Annotated in this window: 14 protein-coding genes and 1 tRNA gene; 7 read left to right on the top strand and 8 right to left on the bottom strand. The window is 55.5% G+C overall.

Going from position 1 to position 19,610, the window contains the following annotated elements; translation table 11 throughout:
* Position 1: 1 nt before the first annotated feature.
* Positions 2 to 301 (bottom strand): DUF6156 family protein, encoded by a 300-nt coding sequence (locus IVG45_RS10310; RefSeq protein ID WP_196437717.1) that lies wholly within the window; start codon positions 299 to 301, stop codon positions 2 to 4.
* Between the two features lie 238 nt (positions 302 to 539).
* On the opposite strand from IVG45_RS10310, the gene IVG45_RS10305 reads away from it, so the two are divergent.
* The 3 genes from IVG45_RS10305 (at position 540) to IVG45_RS10295 (ending at position 4,370) form a co-directional block, all read left to right on the top strand.
* Entirely contained in the window at positions 540 to 1,895 is a 1,356-nt protein-coding gene (locus tag IVG45_RS10305) for a (Fe-S)-binding protein (protein ID WP_196437716.1), read from the top strand.
* 4 nt (positions 1,896 to 1,899) lie between these two features.
* Complete coding sequence (locus IVG45_RS10300; RefSeq protein ID WP_196437715.1) at positions 1,900 to 3,609, top strand: AAA family ATPase; 1,710 nt, start codon at positions 1,900 to 1,902, stop codon at positions 3,607 to 3,609.
* Positions 3,610 to 3,860: 251 nt separating this feature from the next.
* Positions 3,861 to 4,370: a hypothetical protein gene (locus IVG45_RS10295; protein WP_196437714.1), complete on the top strand. Its 510-nt coding sequence runs from the start codon at positions 3,861 to 3,863 to the stop codon at positions 4,368 to 4,370.
* 14 nt (positions 4,371 to 4,384) lie between these two features.
* Here the strand turns inward: IVG45_RS10295 and IVG45_RS10290 are convergent, their stop codons facing one another.
* Positions 4,385 to 6,499: a hypothetical protein gene (locus IVG45_RS10290; protein WP_230874830.1), complete on the bottom strand. Its 2,115-nt coding sequence runs from the start codon at positions 6,497 to 6,499 to the stop codon at positions 4,385 to 4,387.
* Positions 6,500 to 6,687: 188 nt separating this feature from the next.
* Between IVG45_RS10290 and IVG45_RS10285 the strand changes: the two genes are divergently transcribed.
* Both IVG45_RS10285 and IVG45_RS10280 read left to right on the top strand, forming a co-directional pair.
* A tRNA-Pro gene (locus IVG45_RS10285) sits at positions 6,688 to 6,764 on the top strand.
* 103 nt (positions 6,765 to 6,867) lie between these two features.
* The gene (locus IVG45_RS10280; RefSeq protein ID WP_196437713.1) at positions 6,868 to 7,056 is read left to right on the top strand and encodes a Rho-binding antiterminator; all 189 of its coding nucleotides are present in this window, start codon (positions 6,868 to 6,870) and stop codon (positions 7,054 to 7,056) included.
* A 101-nt stretch (positions 7,057 to 7,157) separates the two neighbouring features.
* On the opposite strand, the gene IVG45_RS10275 is transcribed toward IVG45_RS10280, so the two are convergent.
* Positions 7,158 to 8,288, bottom strand: a complete 1,131-nt coding sequence (locus IVG45_RS10275; protein WP_196437712.1) for a DUF3732 domain-containing protein — start codon at positions 8,286 to 8,288, stop codon at positions 7,158 to 7,160.
* A 52-nt stretch (positions 8,289 to 8,340) separates the two neighbouring features.
* On the opposite strand from IVG45_RS10275, the gene IVG45_RS10270 reads away from it, so the two are divergent.
* Both IVG45_RS10270 and IVG45_RS10265 read left to right on the top strand, forming a co-directional pair.
* Positions 8,341 to 8,655 carry a transposase gene (locus IVG45_RS10270; RefSeq protein WP_196437050.1) on the top strand — a complete coding sequence of 105 codons (315 nt, stop codon included), beginning with the start codon at positions 8,341 to 8,343 and terminating at the stop codon, positions 8,653 to 8,655.
* 17 nt (positions 8,656 to 8,672) lie between these two features.
* Positions 8,673 to 9,521, top strand: coding sequence for an IS3 family transposase (locus IVG45_RS10265; RefSeq protein ID WP_230874777.1), 849 nt, complete (start codon positions 8,673 to 8,675; stop codon positions 9,519 to 9,521).
* A 238-nt stretch (positions 9,522 to 9,759) separates the two neighbouring features.
* On the opposite strand, the gene IVG45_RS10260 is transcribed toward IVG45_RS10265, so the two are convergent.
* The 5 genes from IVG45_RS10260 to IVG45_RS10240 form a co-directional block, all read right to left on the bottom strand.
* On the bottom strand, positions 9,760 to 9,996 hold the full coding sequence (locus tag IVG45_RS10260) for a toxin-antitoxin system HicB family antitoxin (protein WP_196437711.1): 237 nt from the start codon (positions 9,994 to 9,996) through the stop codon (positions 9,760 to 9,762).
* Positions 9,997 to 10,072: 76 nt separating this feature from the next.
* Positions 10,073 to 10,510, bottom strand: a complete 438-nt coding sequence (locus IVG45_RS10255; protein WP_196437710.1) for a hypothetical protein — start codon at positions 10,508 to 10,510, stop codon at positions 10,073 to 10,075.
* A gap of 96 nt (positions 10,511 to 10,606) precedes the next feature.
* A complete protein-coding gene (locus tag IVG45_RS10250; protein WP_196437709.1) occupies positions 10,607 to 15,412 on the bottom strand; it encodes an alpha-2-macroglobulin family protein in 4,806 nt (1,601 codons plus the stop codon).
* An 872-nt stretch (positions 15,413 to 16,284) separates the two neighbouring features.
* Positions 16,285 to 17,973, bottom strand: coding sequence for a hypothetical protein (locus IVG45_RS10245; protein WP_196437708.1), 1,689 nt, complete (start codon positions 17,971 to 17,973; stop codon positions 16,285 to 16,287).
* Complete coding sequence (locus IVG45_RS10240) at positions 17,943 to 19,478, bottom strand: DUF1175 family protein (protein WP_196437707.1); 1,536 nt, start codon at positions 19,476 to 19,478, stop codon at positions 17,943 to 17,945. The genes IVG45_RS10245 and IVG45_RS10240 overlap by 31 nt, the downstream gene beginning before the upstream one ends.
* Positions 19,479 to 19,610: the final 132 nt, after the last annotated feature.

Here is a 19,610-nt window from a genome sequence, read left to right as displayed (position 1 = left end):
ATTAACCCAGCGGTTTACCCTCCGCATCAAACCGTAATGAGGTCAATTCGCCGTCGGCGTCGGTGATGTCGGCCTGGCTGAGTACGCCGTTGTCGTGGTATTGGTAATCGTGCAGCAGTTCGATTTCGCCATACACCAGTTTCTCGCAACGAAGCAAGCGTTGTTCCGCGTCAAAATAGCCCCGAAAAAAAGTATTGCGGTTTTCCCGGTCGCTGTCTTGCAATTCGTTGACCAGTTTCAAGGGGAGTTTCACGCCGCTATAGCTGACGAAATAACGGCTTTCGCATTGTTCTAAGTTCATGGTGTTGATTTATCCAAATTAAAACTTACAAAAAGCAAGGTTTATGCCGGCTGTATAGGGCCTGAATCGGCGGGCCTTGGGCCTGGCATGGCCTGTCATAAATTGCGCGCCGGCATCGGCTATTGTCGGCTTTGCGACATAGCCGATGCCGGTGAACGGTTGCGAAGCCCTGGAATAGCGTTGCTTAATTTCTGGCGCCGATTTTGCTTGATCAGGGTTTTCAACCTGATCGGCGCTTATGAAACTGTTTTTGGATTGGTCGTCTTATGAAAATGCCGGCATGGGCGATGCTTATGCCGACATCCCCAAAAAGGGCGGGGATTACGCCAAGGCCGTGGCGGTCTGCATCGGCAGCAAACAGTGCGAACAAGCCGGAAAAGGCGTCATGTGCCCCAGCTTTCGGATCAGCAATAATCCGGTTTTATCGCCGGGTGGACGGGTAAAATTGTTGAAAGCCGCGCTGAATTCCGATGACGAGGCGGCGTTTTTCAATCCGGCCTTGGCCGATGCGATGGCGCTATGCGTGTCCTGTAAGGGCTGTAAGCGCGAGTGCGAAAACGAAGTGGACATGGCCTTGATCAAGGCCGAGTTTCTGGCGCAACAGGCGGCGAAACAAGGCCTGTCGCTGCGGCGGCGCTTATGGGCGGATTTGCCGAAGTGGCTGCGCTGGCCTGTGTTGAAGCCGGCGCTGTCATGGCGTAACCGTTCACCTTGGTTGGCGAAATTGCTGGAAGCGGGTTTGGGCATCAGCGCCAAAGTTCGCCTGCCGGTGCCGGCGAAACGGCCGTTTCAGTATCCCGCCGGTTTCAAACAGGCACTTAAAACCGAAAACATCGATAAGCAAGTGGTGCTGTTTGTCGATACCTTCAATCATTATTTCAATCCGGAAGCGGCCGAGGCTGCGCAAAAGCTGTTAACCGCCGCCGGCTATCAAGTGCATGTCGCGATGCCGTCCGCCGACGATGAACCCGAGCGGCCTTTATGCTGCGGGCGTACCTATTTTTCCAATGGCAGGCTAGACAGGGCCAGGGATGAAGCTCGGCGATTGTTGAAGGTCTTGGAGCCTCATGTGCAAGCCGGCTACAGCATAGTGGGATTGGAGCCATCCTGCATACTGAGTTTGCGCGATGAATACCTGAAACTGGGTTTGGGCGAGCCGGCGCAAAAGCTGGCGGCAAAAGTGTTTCTGCTGGAAGAGTTCATTGTCAAGGAGCAAACCGCCCAGCGTTGGACTTTAAAGTTTCAAACCTTGAGCGGCGTGCCGCGCCTGCTGCTGCATGGCCATTGCCATCAAAAAGCGGTCGGCGCGATCAAATCGGTCCGTAAGCTGCTGAAGCAAGTGCCGGGTCTGGATTTTGAATTGATCGAAGCGTCCTGCTGCGGCATGGCCGGCAATTTCGGCGTCGAAGCCGAGCATTACGCCCATTCCCAAGCCATGGCCGAGTTGGCTTTGTTTCCGGCTCTGCGCGCCGAACCCGGCGCGCTGTTAGTCAGCAACGGATTTTCCTGCCAGCAACAAATCGAAAACGGCGGCTTCGGCAAGCCGTTGCATCTTGCCGAAGTTTTGTGCCTGGCCTTACCGTCATCGGAGTGATGTCATGAAATTACATATCGAAAAATCCTATCTGGAACCCTTGTTGGCGGCGCATCCGCGTTTGAATGCCTTGAACGAGCAATTGCGTTTCGGCGGCAAGGCTCAGGTTTCCTTTGATCAGCTCAGCGAAGCCGAACTGGCCAGTCTGGCGGGAATGTATCTGCATGCCGGTGAAGCGTTTCAGCAGAAGGCGGCCTTGATCAACGCCCTGATCGGCGCGTTAGCCGATAACAGCACCCGTTACGGCGCCGAGCAATTGGAAATTCTGCTGCCCGATATTGCCCGGTATTTGTTAACAGGGGCAATACGCGGCTGGTTGTTTCATGTCGAAGCTTCCGGTAGAACCCTGGCTTATCTGATCACGCGTCTGGATTACACGCCGCCGGGCGAGGAAGAAGCCGGACGGATTTTGATCGAGCTGAAAGCCAACAGCAAGGGTAAGATCGTCAATGAAACCCTGATCATACGCAGCAAGGATTTGGCCGGTAAGACCATACCCGAAATTTTTGCCGGCAAGGGTTATCTGAAGGAAACTCAGGACTTGATTGCCGGTTATGACGAAGCCGCCGGCCGCTACTTTGATTGGCGGGCGCGCTATGGCGAACAATTTTCCGGCTGGGGCACCGGGGTTTATGCCGACGACCCGACCGCCAGCCATCGCAGCAGCGACTGGACCCGCAAGAATACCGTGGTGCTGTCGTCCGGCGGCGGTGCCTGCCGGCTGGTCAACGACGAAAACATTCTGAGCGAACGGGCCTTGAGCCTGGATGCCTCGGGCGATATTTTGGGCAATTATCTACGCAAGGCCGGCAAGAGCATGCGCTACGACAGCAAGACCGAGTCGGCGGTGGAGGCATTCAAGGACGAGATTCCGCCCGGTTTGTTCACCGAGTTGCCGGTACACGGCTATATCCTGACCTTTCATCTGGAATTGCATCATCATGTCTGGGTGCACGTCGACGATATGCAGCCTTATGTTTATCAACCGGAATTGAAACAGAAGCTGATCTTGCCGCCGGAGCAGACCGATTTGATCGACATTCTGACCGCCGAAATGGATATGTTGACCGACGACATCGTGGAAGGAAAATCGGGCGGGACTACCGTGTTATGCGCCGGGCCGGCCGGCGTGGGCAAGACCCTGACCGCGGAAGTCTATTCCGAAATCATCAAACGGCCGCTATACCGGGTGCATTCAGGGCAATTGGGCTTGAATGTAGCCGAAATGGAAAAGACGTTAAAGGAGACTCTGATCCGGGCTCAGCGCTGGGGCGCGGTGATGCTGATCGACGAGGCCGATGTCTATATCAAGAAACGGGCCGACAATCTGGCTTCGAATGCGGTAGTCGGGGTGTTTTTGCGGGTGTTGGAATATTTCAACGGCCTGCTGTTCATGACCACCAACCGGGTCGACGATATTGATGAAGCCATTATTTCCCGCTGCATCGCGATGATCCGCTATCACTCGCCCGATCATGCCGACCGCTGCAAAATCTGGCGGGTGATGACCGAACAGTTTGCGCTACCGGTGGCCGATGGCGTGGTCGAGCAGTTGGCGGCATTGTTTCCCGGAGCCAGCGGCCGAGACATCAAGGGCCTGACCAAGCTGGTGGCCAAGTTTTGCCAGCAAAAACAATTATTGCCGGAGATCGAGGTATTCAAGCGCTGCTCGGTTTTTAGAGGCTTGGAAATTGTCGAGGCGCGGGTAAGTTAATATGCCGTCTATCAGCATCATGCCGACGGCTGAGCGGACTTGTGCTGAGCGAAGCCGAAGTAGCCGAAGCCTAGTTTTGCTCTGCCATCGACAGGTTTCCAGCCTGCAATAGCGGCTAAATTAACTGCCGGCAATAAAATCGTTCTTTACTTCCTAGGTAGTATGGCAGAGAATCCGATTCGTCCATTAGCCGATCAAGTTGATTGTTAGGGCGATAGGTTATCGGGAAACCTTGCCTTAGGGGGGGCTCTATGAAAGAACGTATCACGATGCTGAGGTTAATGCAGCAAGGCTGGATACCGGTCTTGACCGGAACGGTGAGCGCCGGCGTCATCCTATCATTGGCAAATTCGGCCGGGATGGCGTATGTCACGGCGTTGTTGTTGATGACCTTATATTTTGTCGCGATAGCCGCCAACCGAATCGACGCTAGAGCCGTGGTTACCGTCGCCGCCGAACGGATACTGCGGCGGGTCATTCAAAAAATCAGGGATTTTCTAGTCATTGAGGCGCTGGCTGATGGGGGCGGGAATACTCAGTCACCCTGTGTGCCGCCACTTGATTGGGTCAAGAATCAAGCCGGACAATCGATTAGTGCCTTGCCTGAAAATGTCGCGAGACTGGCGCGATGGCTCGAATCGCGCTTGTCGGCTGTTATCGGATCGGCAAGCGCGCTTGACGGCCGCAACCTGATTGAAGGGTTCAACAATAGCAAAATCGTGCTGGGTAAATTCCTTCAATCGATTAAGAGTGTCGTGTAGTTCGTGATCCGCGCTTACTCGTCCTTGCCGTAAGCATCCAGCAATATTTGCTTCGCATTGCGGCCGGCTTCGGCCAAGGCCTGAGCCTGCGCGAGCGCCAATCCCTGGCCATGCCCCGCGCCGATACCGCGAAACTCCCAGGTCTCGTATTGGGGGTGGGCGCTAATCGTATCCGGGCAGGACGGCAGTTTCAGCGTGTTGCGGAAAATCTCGCAGCTGATGCTTTCCTCGTTGTCTGGGTAATACAGATGGATGAATAACTCGCCGTCTTTGCGGCGCTCCCGGCGTATGTCCAGAATCCGGTTTTCCGCAAATAGCAAATTCATATCGCCAGCGGCGATTTGCCGCTGCCAGCGCTGATCACCGCCGTTGGCGAACGGCAGCCAGTTCAAGCCATTTTCCGACGCCAGCTTATCCAGCCATTGCAGTAATTCAATATCGACCTGCCCGCCACGGCGCGGCTTGGCATCGGGCAATTGGCCTAGAAACACCATGCAATGCGTGGTGTCGCACAGCGATTCGGAATCGGCGTGGCGATGACTGCCGTGGCTACCGTTCCAGGCAATCACCGCCCGCATTGCCTCGCGGGCACTGCCGGTCAGGGTTTGGGCTTCGGCGGCCAGCACGGCGTCGGCATAACTGTCGACATCGGTTTCCAGTACCGTAGGTCCTGCGCCGGATTGATGCAGAATGCCGCTGACCGAACGCTCGGAACGGCTGCCGCGGGCGGAGGACACGATGCGGAATTGTCCGCAGGTGGTGAAACGGCTGTTCTGCCAGGTGACTTCCGGGCAATCGGTTTGGGCTTCCCAACTGGCGCGGTCGGTCGGCGCTAATAAGTGGACGCGGACGGCGGCGAAGCGGATAGGGTGGGTTTTTCGCCAGTTTTTCAACAAGGCGGCGGCTTTCGCTAACACCGCCGCGCCGTTAACGCCGCGTTGCCTGAATAGCGCCAGAAAAACCGGATGATCAGCCGGCCATGCCACCAGCAAATGCCCGGCCAAGGGCTGGCCGTCGGCGCTCGATACCGTGCCGGTCTTCGCCAGCGCCAGCAGTTGCCGCAGCAGTTTTTTATCCGCCTCGCATTGCCCGGCCAGGGTCGAGTTCGGCGCTACGCCGTTTTGCGTCAAGCCTCGGAAATACTCAGGTTGAGACAGCAGCGCCGCCCGCATCGCCAGCGCTAGTTCCGGCAAGCTTGTTTGCAAAGCAAAATTGCCGGCCGTATCGCGTTCGCCCAGATAAGACCGCCAATCCTGAACTTGGGCAGGCGCTTGAATCAAGCCTTGTTCGTTGATCGCCGACAGCAGCAAGCGGTAACGCTCGGGCCGGAGCTGCTCGCGGCGCTGCAGCAATTTATCGGTATCGCTGGCGGCCAGTTCGGCGGCCAATACCTCGGGATTGGCCTGACTCAGTGCCGCCGCGTAAGGGATTTTCAGCAAGGAGCCGGGTGGTAACGGGCTATCTATATCACCGCCACTTTCCAGTATCCGCCCGGATACGAGACTCATCAGCAAGTAGCCGCTGGTGCCGGCTTCGTTAAACGCCGAACCCAACAGTTCGCCCAGCTTCGGTGACAGCGCGCACGGCTCGGCTGGCCAGCCGGCATTGATTACCAGTCGGCTCAACAAGGTTCGGTCGTTGCCGTTCAACTCCGCCCCCTGTTGGATACGGGCTTTAAGCCCTTGTAGCTCGGTTTCCGTCGGCCATATCCCGGCTTCCTGCCCGGCTAGTTCGCCGCTGAAATGCATCGCCGCCGCTTCCTCCGCCCAGGCAGGTAAGCGGTCGCCGCAGCTGCGATAGCTGGCTTCGTGGAAAAGTTCGTGGCGCAGGTAAACCGCTTCATTCAAGCCGCCTTGCGGCTGCCGGCGCAGATAAATGCCGCCCGGTCGCCAGCCGCCGGCATGCCCGCCACTGAAATTGCCGCCGGTCAACGCCGCAAATACCCGTACCGGATTGTTCTCGCTGGGTATGTGATAACCCATGGCCGCGAGTTCCGCGAGCGCACTGCTGCCAGTTTGCCGCAAATCGGCTTGCTGGGCGAGGGCGCCGAAAAACAGAATTGCGGCGCCGGCTTCGAAAAAAAGTCCGGCGCGAAGTCTGCGCCCACATGTTGATTGGAAAATGTTCAAGGCGATGGTAATCCAGGTGTTTGTGGTCCAGCAGGGATGAATTAAGATGGCCCTAAGCGTAGTCCACCGTCAGCGCTTTCGGCAAATGCGAACGATGAACCAATGTGATTTGTGTTCAAGCGAGCGCCTGCCACATTGTATTTCCGTTATCGGCTTTGTTAAAATAAACGCCGTTACCGATCATTTATCGGAGTGTAGCTCAGCTTGGTAGAGCACTGCCTTCGGGAGGCAGGGGCCGGAGGTTCGAATCCTCTCACTCCGACCACTTCGCTGTCTTGGGGATGCTTCCAAGCCGTTTGACCAATCAAAAATGACGCAACGCCTGCCGCATTTCCCGCGAACTCCACGATTACCTTGAAATTGCCTGTATGTACGGTTATCGGGTCAAGTTAACCCTAACAGACCTCAAACCCTGGAAGGCAAGGCGATCGATACCATCACTACCGCCGAAAAACGCCGAATATCTGTTTATCGACCATCAGCAAATCGAGCTAAACTGGATCAAAAAACTACAGGTGTTGACGCCCAATGCCAAATTTAGCGAGGTCGTATTTTGAGACAGAAGGGTAGGCCGGAATATGCAGACAGGCGTTTCCGGCGGGATAAATTTGCCGGAAATGTCTGCTTTTTAAGTGGCTATTCGGCTCTAGTGCTTCTTTCATCGTTGCCAAGAACTAGGAATTAATCCCTGCCCATCTGCTTTCCAATTTTCAACTTCTACTGTGTTTGGAATTTCACCCCAGATTGAGTTATCAGCATGCTCTAGCACGATAATCTGGTATCGATAACTGGCGGCTCTGAGACCGGCCTCAAGCATCTCAAAGATTCTCTTGGTTGCTCGCACATCTACATCTCTTTCAACTCTTAGCTTTTTCAGGCCTTCTGCGTCAGCGTCGAGTTGGTTGGCCCCTGATGCAGCACTGGGAAAATACACTTGGCTCGGTTGATCGATCACTATGAAGCTAAATACAGGGGAATGAGACAGTTCATCTTTCGACAGGAACTGGTGCAATGCCAGAAACGTAGCTATGTGATAGCCCATCCAGTTAGCTCCACTTCCAACTTCCCACAAATATTCCTTTTTATCGTCCCTCCGAAAACTGAGAGTCAATTCGTTTTTGTCCAAGCTGATGATTCCTCGGCGCTCTAACTTGAAATTTTCTGCGTACTCTTCGATTAATCCGCTCAATTCCTTATCGACCATGGCTTCTCGTACCGCTTTGCCAGAATTTCTAAAGTAGGCGTCCAATTTACGGAGTTCCGCTGCAATTTCTTCAATCCTGCTACCCATGTCGTCGACATTGTTCATTGCCGCAAACGTGATAAGCAAAGCCTGTATCCTTCCAATCAGAACATAGACCTGACTCAGCGAGTCCTTAGTCGCGGACTCTATCTGTTGAAGTTTCAGTCTATCCATACGAGTGGCATGAAGTTGGCTCTGCACCTCGAAGAGACGGTTCTTAGCTGCCTCGATTTCCTTGTCAACAATTGGATTTTCAAATAGCGCTTGAGATAACCCATTAACACGAGCAACCTCAGCTTCGAGCCGCGACACAACCGCATTTAATTGATTTGTATGAGAGCCACAGACAATACATTCGTTCTCACTGCCTAGGCACCCCTTCAACCAATCCAAGTTGACAACGCTTCTTTGTTCGAGTTGGACTGCATCGGTAAAATCGATAGCCCGCTGGGCCATTCGCTCATAATTTCGAATTTCTCGGCGAAGCGTATCGGCTTTTGCCTGAAGCGTCTCTTCCAACGCTTGAGTTTCCTTTGAAATGGTCAAATAACTCCGGACACTTCTAAAGGCAGAATTTATACTGCTAGCAGAGGTGACCATGAGTAACGACAAAAAACACAATCGACCAAAATACAGCCTGGAATTCAAACAAGATGCCGCCAGACTGGTTCTGGAAAAAGGCTATACCCAACAGCAGGCTGCCGATCATTTGGGTATCTCGCAAAGCGCCCTGGGACGCTGGGTACGAGCGGAACGCAAACCTTCGGCCAACGAATCGGCGGTAAAAAAGTCCTGCCTGAACCTGGGGGATCATGACGAATTGATCCGATTGCGCAAGGAAAACGAACAGCTGCGGATGGAGCGCGAGATATTAAAAAAGGCCGCCGTCTTCTTTGCGAAAGAAGCCGAATAAAGTACGGGTTTATTCAGGTGCAACAGAAGACGTACCCAGCGACCGTGCTGTGTCGAGTCATGCAGGTGAGCACCAGTGCCTACTACGCATGGCTCAAGGCTCTGCAAGATGACGACAACAAACGCCAAGATCAAAAACTTGCCGAAAAAGTGAGGCAGATTTTTACCGACAACAAGCAGTGCTTTGGTTCGCGTCGTTTAGCGAATCACTTGCAGAAACAAGGTTTTGCCGTCGGCCGCTTTAAAACGCGGCGGATCATGCGAGACTTAAAGCTGAAGGTTCGCTACCCCAAACGCTTTAAAGTGACCACGGACAGCAACCACAGCGAGACCATATCCCCCAACCGGCTGGATCGCCAATTCAAGGTCGCTCAGCCGAACCAAGTCTGGACCACGGATATTACCTATGTCTGGACGTTACAGGGCTGGCTGTATGTCGCGGTCGTTATCGATCTGTTCTCCCGCCAAGTGGTGGGCTGGGCCATTGACGACCATATGCGGACCTCGCTCTGTATCAAGGCATTACAAATGGCCTTCTGGCGCCGCAAACCGCCGCCTAGTCTGCTACATCACTCGGATCGAGGCAGCCAGTATGCCAGTCGGGAATATCGGCAACATCTGGCGGTGATGCGCATGGAGCAGAGCATGAGCCGGAAAGGCAATTGTTGGGATAATTCGCCGACGGAACGCTTTTTCCGTAGTTTGAAGCATGAACAGCTCAACTACGAAAAATTCAAAACCCAAGAGGCGGCGAAACTGAGCGTGATCGACTACTTAGCTTTTTACAATGGCCGTCGATCCCACTCAACATTGGGTTATCAATCCCCGATCGAATTCGAGCGGGAATTTTCGAGAGACGCTGCCTAAACAGGTGTCCGGTTTTTGTTGACCATTACAATATGCATCACGCTTCACTTCCACTACATCATCATCCGTTTCGATGCCTATGGTTGTGGCCTCCGATTCACTCGAAAACAAACGATATAATGCTCGTTGAAACTGGAAAGTGTAGCCAGCGATTTTGGGGCCAGCACCGACGGTTACCATAATTCTATCTGCTCGTTTTTACGTTATGCCTCTAATCCTGACATTTTACAAATAAAGATTACAACTCATCCCCTTGCAACGGTTCACGCTTTGGCACTTTGGCCAAAATAGCCTGAAAGGCTGATTTGTCGGCACGTTCCGCTCGACTTTGCAAGTATTCTTCGGCGGCTATTGCCGACACTTTTTCAGCAACAGCACTAGCAATGAATTGGTTAATGGACACGCCTTCTTTACTCGCCAGTTCTTTAATATGGCGGTGAACGGAATCCGGCAAACGTAGACTTAATGCACTCATACTAATCGCTCCAGCAGGGTTTTTGGCGTGATGGCGTCGACGCCGAGGTTCTCGACGTAGGTCAAATCTTTGAAATTCATCGTTCCTTGGCTTGTTTTATTTTCCGTTTTTTAACGTAAATTCCCTCAGGAGAAGCATTGTGACCAATATACATACAGGCACCAGTGTGAGTAACTTTAATAGTATTTTTAGAGATGGCAAAATTTAGAGTGCATTCATCTTCAGCTGAAAAATAAGTAGCAATACAGCCATCAATTTTCATGTTGCCTTTAAAAATTGCTTGTGTCGTGGACGATCCGTCGTCGTTTGCCCGCGGCGACCAGTAGGACTCAAGATCAAATGAATAAGCTGTTGGGTTGGCGCTTGCTTGGTGTATATCTAGTTTGCTTGGTAGAAAGCCTTTGCCTTTATCCAAAATGTAAGAACCTGAGAGAGTTTTCCCTGATAGACAAAAACCTTCCGCCCAAGAAGCAGTCGAGTAAATAAAGATAATTAAAATTAAAAACTGTTTCACCGGCTAAGCTCAAAATCACGAAAGTATTGTCATCTGTATGGTGTTTTATTTGGTAGGGTTCGACCTTAGCGGCCACGCCTAATCTAGCTATCTCCCTTACCTGACACTCACCCTCCCCGCCAAACTATTCCCCTGCACCGCCTCGTTATACATATCAAACCCTGTAGCCGGAGGAATTGCGGCGTTGCCGGGACGGGCCACCCGCCAGACCTGATACAAGGTCAATTCGCCGCCGGACTGTAGTTTGGCGACGCGGACGATGCGGTCCGGGAAGCGTTGGGTTTCCTTGATGTTGGCCCAGTAACTGTCTTCCTTGGGCTGGATTTTGGCGTCGGCCAGGTAGGTTTGGTCATTTTCCTGGCCTTCCGCCAAGCTTGGAATACCGTCCTCGATTACCACGAACTCGCTGCCTGGCATAGGCCGGCCAGCGTCTGCATTGCGTTTGACGCGCACTTCGCTGACCACTGCATCGCCGGGTTTCAGGTCCTGGCTCATGTCGAACAGTTCGCTGCCGTTGGCGGTGATGCGGCGGAAGCTGCGTTGCACCTCCAAACCGGCGGCGCGGGCCGCCAAGGCCTGATAGGGCACTTCGACCGCAACCGTGGCGCTGGCGATTTCGTCGGTATTCAGTTCGGCGACGCGGATTTCGGTCAGGTCGGGACTGTCGCCGAATTGGCTGAAGTTGCCCAAATAACCGCCCGGAATACGTTCCAAATTGCCCAGCGCAAAGCCGTTCTTGGTGCTTGCGCTTATCGTGCGGGCTTTTTGTTTAGCGGCCGTTGCCGCTTCCTTGCTGAGTAGTTCACGGCTGTTGAAGATCACCTGGGCGGTGTCGTAGGTCGAGGTCCAGTAGCCGTTTTTCTGGATTTGCAACAATAGCTTTTTCAGCTTGGCTTCCAATGTCGGCGGCAAGGCTTGGGCATCGTACAGCGCGCCCAAACCGGAGGAAATCAGGCTGGGTAGGCCGAAACCGAAGCCTAGCTGTTGATACAGCTCGCCACGATTTTGCTGATAATTGGCGGGGTCGATGGATTCCAAGGCTAGCTGCAGACGTTTGACCAACTCGTTTTTTAGCTCCGGTTGATCCTTGAATTGCTGGTTGAAACTGTGCCAGTTCTGAGCTTGGTAGGCCGTTATCAGGCGTAACGCGGCGACCAGGTCGGCCGCGCCGGCATTCGCGTCGGCGGCGGTCTTGGCGACGAAGTCGGCCTGTTGTTGCCAGGGCGAGCGATAGATGGTGCCGGCCTGGGCAAAACCGGCCAGCAGGAAGCCGTCGACCGGAGCGTTGCTTTCGGCTTGGGTCGCCAGCCATTCCATGCCTTTGTAATAGGCGTTGTTAACGCCTTCCAGTTGCAAGTCGTTGGCGTATTTCAAGGCCTGCATCGCGATCAAACTCACTGGCACGCTGGCTTCGCCGTCGCCGGGCCACAAACTGAAACCGCCGTCGGCTTTTTGGTTCTGGATCAGTTTGCGGATACCCAGCGCCGCGTTTTGCTTGGCGCGTTTCAAGATGTTTTCCAGAGGCCCTAATTGTTCGGGTTTCAGCCCGGCACGCTCGATCAGATCCATCAGCACCATATTTGGCACCGTGCTGTGCGCCAGTTGCTCGGTGCAGCCGTAGGGGTATTGCACCAGCATTGCCGCCGCTTGCAGTGAGGCGCCGAGTAGGCCGGAATTAACCCGGACGCTGACTTGGCGCGGTTCGGCCTGGGCTGGCAAATCTATACGCAACAGATTGTCCTGCTGGCTGCTGCTATAGACTTGCGGCAATGCGGCGGCTTTTAATGGGATCTCGAATTCCTCGGTTCCTCCAACCCGGACGCCAGTGGGCGCGGTCAAGCCAATTTGCAGTGCCGCCGCGTTGTTATGGTCGTTAGCGGTCAAACGCAACGGCCATAACTGTTCGGCCTTGCCGGCCAGCTCGGTTTGCGGGGCAGTGTCGCCGCTTTGCAGTTGCAGGGTTTGCGGTACACCAATGTTGCCCGAAACCTTAACCGGCTCGGTCAGATGGTTGGTCAGCTTCACCGCCAATTCCACCTCGTCGCCTTGCCGCAGAAACTGCGGGCCGACCATGTCCACCGCCACGTCGGTGACGCTGCGGAACTGGCCGGTGGTTTCGCCGATCCGGCCGTCCTTGTCGCTGGCGACCGCTGTGACCAGCCATTCGGTGATGTTGGCCGGCATGTCGACGTCGATAGTGGCGACGCCGTTGGCATCGGTGATCACATGCGGAAACCAGCCGGCGGTGTCGCGCATGGCTTTCTTCGCCAGCTTGCTCTGGCTTTTCAGGGCGCTGAGCGCGAAGTTGGGTTTACGCAGCAAGTCGGCGTAACCGTAGCCTTGCAGGTCGTCGGAATAGTAAGTCGACAGGTTGCTGCGTTGCAGCGGATAGAAAAAGTCGAAGATGCCGGGGCGAAATTCAGCTTGCACCGCATACACGGCGCGGTCGACGATGGAGACCGCCAGTTCGGTATTGGCTGACGGGCTGCCGTCGGCGCGTTTCACTTCCAGCCTGACTTTGGTGGGTTTCAAGGGTTCGGTTTCGGTCTTTTCCGGTTGGATCGCGATCTGCAGGCGCTTCTCCTTGGGTACGATTCTAAATCCCAGGGTTTGCTCCTTGTATTTGCCGCCGGCCACCGGCACCGTGACGGTGTGGTAGAAGCCGGTGCCGTATTCGGGTTTGGCGGTGATTTCGAACCAGCGGCTGCGGCCTTGCATTTGGGTGCCTCGGCTGTCGAACAAGCGGGAGCCGCCCACGGTTTCCCAGACCGGGCCGCTCTCGTTGTTACCCCAGGATTTGGGTAGCAGGGCGAAGACCTTGGCTTGCTCGCCAGGGCTGAGGATGGTGGTCGGCGTGTACAGCTCCAGTTCCGGATTATCGGCCACCGCTTCGCCGCCGTTGCCGGCCACGATCAAGGTGCTGGGCTGAGAACTGGCCGGATGATTTAGGCTGCGGCCGTCCAGGGTTTCCAGGCGGGCCACGGCGGTAAGGCGGCCGAATTCCTTCAAGGCCGGGATCGTCAATTTCTGCCGGCCGTGCTCGTCGGTGGCAAAATCCAGTTTCACTAAACTATGTTTGGCCGTGCCCGGCTGCTCGATTAACACATCGATTACGCCGCCGGCCTTAGGCGCAGGCTTGCCGTCGGCATAACTGGATTGCAGCAGCAACTGCAAATCCTGATCGCCGACCGCCGCCACGGTTTTATTGAAGCTCAGCGCCGGCTGGGCTTCCGAAAGGGTAGCGTAGAGGTTATCGGTTAATACTGCCGTGCCGCCGCTTTGATCCTGGGCGCGTACCATCAGCGTATAAATCCATTCCTGATCGGCTTTTTCCTTATCGCCGGCCGGAACGGTAAATTCGAAACTGCCGTCGCCGCTTTCATCCAACTTGGCTGCGGTTTCCCAGGGATTGCTCAGTTCGACGGCCTGGCGTTCCTCGATGGAGCTATACAGGCGCTTGGGTTGGGTCAAGGGCGCGGCGGATTTGACTTGGCCGAAATAGTCGTTTCCGGCCGCCAAGCCGGCGCCGGCTTCGGCGACGAACTGCGGCGCCTCGAATTTTTTCCGGTACAAAAACACTTCGAACTTGACGTTTTGCGGCGTGCCGCCGCTGTAACGCTTGGCGCGGAATTTCAGCTTGAACGGTTGGCCGGCTTGCACGACCGGGCTTCTATCCAGCCATTCCAGGTAAAAAGTCGGCTTGATGTAATCGCGCACTCTAAATTCGCCGCCGTAAGCCTTGTGGTCAATCTCGGCCAGCAAGCGGTACAGGCCGGGTGTCTGGCCGGGATCGAGATCGAAGCTGCCGGAAAACGAGCCGAAATCGGTCAATGTGGTTTGGCCTTGCAAACCGGTGGCGTTACCGTCGGCGCGGATCAGCGAGACGCCGGTCTGTTTGGATTGGAAGGCCGGTATTTTCAACTGGCCGTCCTGCAAATTGCGGACGATGCCCTTGTAATAAAAAGTCTCGCCGGGCTTGAAGATGGGCCGGTCGGTCAGGACGAATACCGAGTCGTCCTTGGCTTGGGTCGGCAGGAAATCGGTGGCGGTCAGCGCGGTGCGCACCGCTTCGCCGGGCTTGGCGGCGGGTGCATCGACCCGTACCAGCAATTTGCCGTCCAATACGCCTTCGGGATTGTTGAAACTCAGTTCGCCGGCGGCGTTGGTGGCTTCCGGCACGGCTTGCCAGCGGCCGCGTCCGTCGCGGTAGCTGACCTTGGCGTTGGCGACCGGTTGCAGGTCGCGGTTCATCGCCCGCACCAGCAATTGTTCGCTGGATTGCTTGACCTGTACCGACAGACTACTGACCTGAATCAGGCATTGGGCCTCGGTCTTGCCTTGCACGGCCTGCAACAGATAAATCCCGTCGGGTAGCGGGTCGAGCGTGAGTTGCCGGATTTTGTAACGATTTTCGCTCCAGGCATCTTGATCGAACCACCAGCCCAAGTCTTGGGTGGCTTGACCGTTGTGTTGCAAATCCAGATAACTTTCCTTGACCACCTGAAAACCGCCGGGTGGAGCGACCAGAATTTGCTGCGGCACCAACACCAGCGGCTTTTCGGTGACGGTCATCACCGAGCCGCCGAAGTTGGTTTCCTTCAAGGATTTACGAAACTCCACATCCAGCATGCCGCGAAACAGTTTCAGCGGTGATTGCGCGGCGTTGAGGCCTTTGGCGAAATAATGGCCGGGATTTAGCTCGCTGACCGGTTGCTCGTAGCTGCGGCTGACGTTGAACTGGCCGTCCAGGAAGGTTTCCAGGTTGTTGGCTTTCAGCACCCGAATCAGCATCGGTTGATCGGTGACGGTGTAGTCGAGGCGGATGCTGGGAGATTCTGTGTTGTTGAAGCTGCGTTCGGCGGTGAGATAGAAAGGGCTGCCGGCCCAGGTGCTTAGCGGCATTAGCAGTGTCGTGAGCAATAAACAGATGGTTTGTATTCGGATGTTTGAATAATGTGTCGCTGTCGCGAAAGTGTTTTTGAAGTCGGTTCGCGGACCGACAGTCGCGATACTTTCTTTTGCGTCGCCAAAAGAAAGTATCCAAAGAAAAGGCGACCCGAATGCCGCTTTGATCCTGCGCGCCGAAGCTTTTGAACGGGGTTGACGGAAGGGGCTTCCCTGCCCCTCCGCCAACGCGATGCATCCTTGCCTCGCCCCTGTCGGGCAATTCCATTCAAAAGCTTCGGTGCTCGGCGCGGCAAACGGGAGAAAACCCTCGCCTACTCCAAGGGTGCGAACAAAATTGTGTTTATTATTTTTATTGCGCCGAGAACTTGAGAATCCGATTTGTTGGAAAAAATCGAAAATGTAGGTTGGGTTTACCCTTAAGGGCATAAAAGCGTAGCGTAACCCAACAAAACCAAATCGTTGGGCTTCATTGCATTCAGCCCAACCTGTTTTTTGTTTCTGGTTATTCGGACTTCGGATATAGAGGCTATTAATACGGCATTGCCAGCGGTGGAGTAGATTGGGGTTGCTCCCGTATGCCGCGCCGAGCACCGGAGCTTTTGGCGAGAACTGCCCGAAAGGGGAGCGGCAGGGAGGCCGCTCGTCGGCGGAGGGGCAGGAGCCCCTTCTGCCGACCCTCGTCAAAAGCGAGGAGCGTAGGATCAAAGCGGCATCCGGGTGTCGTTTCTTTTGGATACTTTTCTTTGGACAAGCAAAGAAAAGTATCTCGCTTGTCGGTGCGAGAACCGACTTTAAAATAGCTGTCGCGGCAGCGAAACCTTCTACAAACAGCCGATTAACAACTATAAACCATCCTAAAATCAAGTTCATTTCACCACCTCCCGCGCCACCCATTTCCCCTCCAAACTCACTTCCGAATCGCCGGAAACTTTCCCCGCATAACTAAAAATCGGCAAACTATCAAACAATTTATCCCCATCCTGCCGCATCGCCGCCTTGGCTTTTTCGTAATCCTGTTGCCAGCGCGGGGAAAACTCGTTGGCGTCCTGGGCATTGCCGGCACCGCCGGCCAGGAACAGTTCGCGGATGCCGGCGCCGGGGTTGACGAAGGTCATCAATTGCGCGGACGAAAAACGTTGTTTGTCGCTGCCGCGTTGCCAATCCAGAATACTCAAGGATTGGCGGGCGCAAGCTTCCTTCATTCGGGTCAGTAAACCTTGCGAGGTGGCGGCCAGGAATACACTACCGCCGGCGCATTCGGCGCTAAGTTCGGCGTTGCGCAGATATTGTTGATAAGCCTGGCTGGCTTGCGGCTCGGCGGGGTTGGCGACGATCACGCCGATGGCGCCGCGCGGATTGTCGGCGTCGAAGTCCCAGACCAGCGCCAAGCCACCCGGTTCGGGACCGGGCGTCGTCGTCGAGGGACCTTCGCTAGCGACTTTGCGCCAGTCGTCAACGGTCAATGTCGGTGGCAAGCGCAAACTGGCTGCAACGGCGGCGAAGGCGTCATGCGGGATGCTGGCCAGCACGCCTTCGAACAGCGTGCCGTGTAGTTGCCGGGTCCATGGGCCGGCCGGCAGCACCAATCCGCCCAACTTGCCGTCCTTCAGATCGAAATTGAATTGCGCATTCCAGGTCGGCGAGCCGGTCAGCACCGGCAACAGATGGTTGATGAAGGCCTCGGTGCGAACCGTCAGGTTCAGCGGGGCCGGGTCGTGGTCATACATTGGCAGCACGCTGTCGATCACGTTCAACATGGCTTCCAGGCTTTGCGCCAGATAAATCCGGTGCTGGTATTCGGTCAGGAAAAATTGCTGAAAACCGATTTTCATTTCCAGGATGGGTTCGGGTAGTTTGGGTACCCTGTAACCGCTGCCGGCCAGCAATCCGGCCATCGCCGGCAAGGCCTGTTCGGCAAAAGCGCTGTCGTGGCGCAGATAACTCAATACCCAGCCCCGATTGCCGTGGGCCATGTCGTAATGCAATTCGGCATTGGCGGCGATGGCGTCGCGCAACAGGTGGGCCAGAAACTCGCCTTGCAGGCCTTGTAGGTTGAGCTGTTCGGCTTTGACTTTCAGGCTTTGCAGCAAGCCGAAAAATAGGCCGCGCGAGAAACGGTTGTCGAGCAGTGTTTTGATTTGCGGCTGGCTATCCCACCAGTTCAGAAAGGTCTGGCCCTGATTGAAATACAGCGTAAAAGCTACTGGATGTTTTTTGATGGTCCAGGTGGCCTTGCGTGGACAGTCGGCCGGGCGCCGCAGGTCGGACGAAACTACAGTGGCGGAACTAATATCGCCGCCGCTCAAGGCCGGACAGCGTTCGTCGCCGGCCGGTACTTCCTCAATATCGCCGATTCGCGAGCCGGCGGCATCCAGTTCCTGATCATCGACATTGAGCAGCTTCACCGTCAGATCCAGCATCGGCAGATCGGGCCGCGTCATCTGGCTTAGCGGCTTTTTCGAGAGTTGGAAGTAAGCGACGATGCCGGCGGTCGCGGTCAACGTAACCGCCAACGAGATGGCAATCAGGCGTTTTGAGGGCGTAAGCGGTTCCATTCGTATACTCCAAGGAAGTAGGGGTTTTCGGCGCGGGGTATCCACACCGGATCGGGCGATTCCAGCAATTCACTGACCCGCACCACTCGCACCTGGGCCTCGTCGCCCTGGGCGCCGTTATGGTAAACGGCCAGATTTTCGGCGCGGCCGGCGGCGAACAGCATCAAATGATAAGGTTCATCGTTGATCAGCGGTTTTTGGTATACCAGCAGGTCGCCGCTACGGGCCGACGCCAATTCCCGCGATTTCAGCCGAAAGTTGTAGCCGATCAGGGTTTCCGCATCGGCAAAATGGCCGTAGCGCGGATTGCCGTTATCCAGGCCGGTTTGCCAGATTCGAGGATACTGGGGCAATAATTGCCGGGCCTGCTCGGACAAGGGCGGCAGATTCAGCTTGGCCGGGATGCCTAATTTGGCGGTGCGTTTGGCGTCGCGTTGTTCCAGAGCGGTGCGGTAAGCAAAACGCACCAGGCCCGCGCAATCGCGTTGCTTGGGTTCCCATAGCGGGCTGAGCTTGCGCGCCTGCAGTAGCGCAACGTTGGTGACGACCTGCCTCAGCGCGCTTTCGTCTTCTGGTAGCAAGTAACCTAATTCTCCTGCTGCCTCGCCGTTATCCTCGCCCTCGCGTTTGGGTTCGTGGCTGATGTAATCCCGTATTTCGGCCGGCATGTCGCGCTCGGCGTCCTGGCCGGGCACATAGATTTTCGCCGGCTGGCGGTTGCCCTGGATTGCCACGTAGGCCAAAGTCTTGGTTTCGCCGGGCCTGGCCAACGGTTTTTGTATCTGGCGCCGGCTTTCGGTCGGCAGGCCTTCGTCGAGGATGATGTCCAAGTTGGCTAGAGTATGTTGTACCGCGCCACCCGGCCAATAGTTGGCGTCTATCCTGAATACGCCGACGGGCGGGGCCGGATGCACGTATAGATAAGGGCCGTAGCCGGCCTGATCGAAACTGTCGCCGTTTTGATTCAAAAAGAAGATGCCGCCGCTGTCCGAGTTGGTATCTGCCCAATAAACATGGCTTTTATCCGGTTCGTAAATATGCAGATCGGTATACACGCCATCGCTGTCGCTGGTCAGCACCACTTTCAACGGAATAGGTGAAATCACCGCATCCACTACCGTGGAGGCCTTGGCGACACCGGAGCTGTTGCTGCATTCGGCGATCACGCTATTCTTGCCCTTGGCGGCCGGAAAGGCGCGGGAAAAACCGCCGTTGGCGTTACGCACGTAGTAGCGGACGCCGTTGATGTTGACCACGATCGGATCGGCCGCCGGGTCGGAACAAGTGCCCGCCACCGTGATTTGCATCGCGCTGGTCCAGCCGCCGGCCGGTTTATCCAATGTTAAGGTCGGCGGTTCGGACGCGGTTTGCGGCGGCTTTTGCTGGCCGCGCCGGGCCAGGATGTCCGGGTCGTCGCTGGGTGTGGCGGAGGCCTGATTGTGCGTGACACACAGCAGCATAAACAGGCCGAGCGTTCGGACTAAAGAAAAGTTAAAAATCCGCATCAAGGCCTCCGTATTCGGCTATCAGGATTTTATCGAATACCGAAATGTAACAATGAAACGAGCTAACGGCAAATCTGTCGGACTTAGAATCAACCAAGGCTAGCGTCTCGCCGGATGCCCTACGTGGTAATC

The organism is Methylomonas sp. LL1 (genome assembly GCF_015711015.1).
Taxonomy (GTDB): Bacteria; Pseudomonadota; Gammaproteobacteria; order Methylococcales; family Methylomonadaceae; genus Methylomonas.
Note: the sequence above shows the minus strand (reverse complement) of the source record. Positions and strands in the feature narration are given on the sequence as shown.

Excerpts from the sequence above, each read along its gene's own strand:
- IVG45_RS10310 (WP_196437717.1), bottom strand. The coding sequence starts at position 301 with ATGAACTTAGAACAATGCGAAAGCCGTTATTTCGTCAGCTATAGCGGC.
- IVG45_RS10305 (WP_196437716.1), top strand. The coding sequence starts at position 540 with ATGAAACTGTTTTTGGATTGGTCGTCTTATGAAAATGCCGGCATGGGC.
- IVG45_RS10300 (WP_196437715.1), top strand. The coding sequence starts at position 1,900 with ATGAAATTACATATCGAAAAATCCTATCTGGAACCCTTGTTGGCGGCG.
- IVG45_RS10295 (WP_196437714.1), top strand. The coding sequence starts at position 3,861 with ATGAAAGAACGTATCACGATGCTGAGGTTAATGCAGCAAGGCTGGATA.
- IVG45_RS10280 (WP_196437713.1), top strand. The coding sequence starts at position 6,868 with ATGTACGGTTATCGGGTCAAGTTAACCCTAACAGACCTCAAACCCTGG.
- IVG45_RS10270 (WP_196437050.1), top strand. The coding sequence starts at position 8,341 with ATGAGTAACGACAAAAAACACAATCGACCAAAATACAGCCTGGAATTC.
- IVG45_RS10260 (WP_196437711.1), bottom strand. The coding sequence starts at position 9,996 with ATGAGTGCATTAAGTCTACGTTTGCCGGATTCCGTTCACCGCCATATT.
- IVG45_RS10250 (WP_196437709.1), bottom strand. The coding sequence starts at position 15,412 with ATGCCGCTAAGCACCTGGGCCGGCAGCCCTTTCTATCTCACCGCCGAA.
- IVG45_RS10245 (WP_196437708.1), bottom strand. The coding sequence starts at position 17,973 with ATGGAACCGCTTACGCCCTCAAAACGCCTGATTGCCATCTCGTTGGCG.
- IVG45_RS10240 (WP_196437707.1), bottom strand. The coding sequence starts at position 19,478 with ATGCGGATTTTTAACTTTTCTTTAGTCCGAACGCTCGGCCTGTTTATG.